General features: G+C 73.6%; 2 protein-coding genes. Both read right to left on the reverse strand.

What is annotated here, in order from left to right; all coding sequences use genetic code 11:
* Positions 1-23: 23 nt before the first annotated feature.
* Entirely contained in the window at positions 24-1547 is a 1524-nt protein-coding gene (locus ACFU99_RS41220; protein ID WP_384403211.1) for a hypothetical protein, read from the reverse strand.
* Between the two features lie 56 nt (positions 1548-1603).
* The gene (gene pcp, locus ACFU99_RS41225; protein ID WP_384403214.1) at positions 1604-2248 is read right to left on the reverse strand and encodes a pyroglutamyl-peptidase I; all 645 of its coding nucleotides are present in this window, start codon (positions 2246-2248) and stop codon (positions 1604-1606) included.
* Between the last annotated feature and the right edge of the window lie 14 nt (positions 2249-2262).

Below are 2262 nucleotides of genomic sequence, written 5' to 3' on the forward strand. Positions count from 1 at the left end.
CGCGGGGACGGGCGGGACGAGGGTCACGAGGCCTCCGTGCGTCCGGCGGCCATGCCCGCGGCGTCGAGCAGCGCCGTACCGACGATGAGGTCGGCACCGCCGAACTCCGGGTCGTCGAGCGGGGTGCCGTCGTCGACGGCGAAGAGGAGCTTCTCCTCGCCCTGGCGGTAGGCGGTGCCGACGGCGGGGCTCGCGGCGTGAACGGCCAGCAGGGCCAGGAGGTAAGGGAGTTCGGGGTCGCGTCGGCGGGCGTCGGCGAGGAGGCCGGAGAGCCGGCGGGGCGCGTCGGCGGGCAGGTCGAGCAGTTCCATCGCCTCGGCGAGCTGCGCCTCGCTGAACCGGCTGTCGTCGGGGGTGGCGATGAGGTCCGGCTCGGGCATCTCCACTCCGAGGTGCTCGCGCTCGGCGGGCGGCGTCAGCAGCATGTCGACGAGGTCGCCGACGCGCACGGCGGCGGGGGTGCGCAGCCCGGTGCCGCGGGCGAAGAAGGCGTCGGTGACGCGGGCGGCCTGCTCGACGGGGAGCGGCAGGAGGGGCGCGAGGAGCTGCCCGTACAGGTCGAGCCCGGCGTGCGCGGCGGGGGTGGCGAATGCCTGGCGGTCCTGCTCGGCGCGGAAGAGCGGGCCCGCCTCCAGCAGCCGGGACTGGAGCTGTGTGTGGCGGCGGATGCAGTCCTTGACGATGTCGACGAGCTCGGCGGCGCGGCGCTTGTGTTCGGGCTCCTCCGCCTCGTCGCGCGCCTTGCGGATGTTGGTGAGGATCGCGTTCTCGTGGCGGTAGCGGTCGGCGACGTGGTCGAGCGCTTCGGCGATCATGTCGGGGACGGTGCTGAGCCAGTCGACGGCGCGGACGTTGCGGCGGGTCGCGTCGAGGGTCTTGCGGAGCGTTTCCGCGTACTGCACGGTGCGGTAGCGGGCCTGTTCGGCGGCGAGCTGCGCGTCGGCGAGCCGGCCCCGGCTGATGAGCACCTCCAGCTTGACCTCGGCGGCGATCTGGGCGCTGGTGACGTCCGTGTCGAGGGCGCCGACGAGGACGTTGACGGCCTCGTCGGTGGCGCGCAGGAAGACCGTGCCGCCGTGGCCGGGGACCTCCTCGATGAGTTTGAAGTCGTAGTCCCGGCGTACGTACGCGCCGTCGGCGCCGAACGTGCCGTACACGGCGCGGAAGCCGCGGTCGACGCTGCCGACGTTGATGAGGTTCTCCAGCACCCAGCGGGCGACGCGGTCGTGCTCGGCGGCGGCCCGCCGGGGCGCCTGGGCCGCGACGCGCGGCAGCAGCTTGGCCACTATCTGCTCGTGGTCGGCCCCGGTGTCGAAGTCCATGTGGAGCGTCACCACGTCGATGGCGGCCAGCGCCACCTCGGCCATGGCGTAGATCCCGTACTCGCCCGCGAGGTTGGCCTTGCGCACGTCGAGGTCGTGCAGCGGTGCGGTGCAGGCCAGCGCGCGCAGCCGCCGGGCCAGGCCCTCGTCGGCGGCCGGTCCCGGTGCTGGTCGCGCGTCCCCGTTGAGCTGGGACGCAGCGGCCGTGAGGGCTTGAGAAGTCACGTCGCACACAGTAAGCGGTCGCACTGACAACGGACGAAACGGCACGGGCGAACGGGTCAGTGTGTGGCGCCGCCCACAGCCTTGACGTCCTCGGTGCGGGTCGCGGCGGTGACGGTGATCACACGCAGCGCCTCGGCGGTGACGCTCACCGGGAGCGAGGGCTGGAGCTTGTCGGTGACCTGCCCGGGGGCGAACGGGACGTGGACGAAGCCGCCGCGCAGGCCGGGCCGTTCGGTCGCGGCGAGGTGCATCAGCGCGTAGAAGACCTCGTTGCAGACGAAGGTGCCGGCGGTCTGCGACACGGAGGCGGGCAGCCCGGCCGCCCGTACGGCCTCGACGCACGCCTTCACCGGGAGCGCGGCGAAGTAGGCGACGGGGCCGCCGGGCACGATGGGCTCGTCGACGGGCTGGGCGCCCGTGTTGTCGGGGATGCGGGCGTCGTCGATGTTGACGGCGACGCGCTCCACGGTGACGTCGGTCCGGCCGCCGGCCTGTCCGACGCTGATCACGAGCTCGGGGTCGTACCGCTCGACGGCCGCGCGCAGGGCGTCCACGGCGTCGCCGAAGACGCAGGGCAGGCAGGCGGTGGAGAGCTCCACCCCGTCCGGCGGGTTGTCGGCGACGGCGCGTACGGCGTCCCACGCGGGGTTGGTGGCCTCGCCTCCGAAGGGTTCGAATCCGGTCAGCAGTACCCGGGTCATGAGGGGCCTCCAGC

The organism is Streptomyces sp. NPDC057654 (genome assembly GCF_042800135.1).
GTDB lineage: Bacteria > Actinomycetota > Actinomycetes > Streptomycetales > Streptomycetaceae > Streptomyces.

Excerpts from the sequence above, each read along its gene's own strand:
- pcp (WP_384403214.1), bottom strand. The coding sequence starts at position 2,248 with ATGACCCGGGTACTGCTGACCGGATTCGAACCCTTCGGAGGCGAGGCC.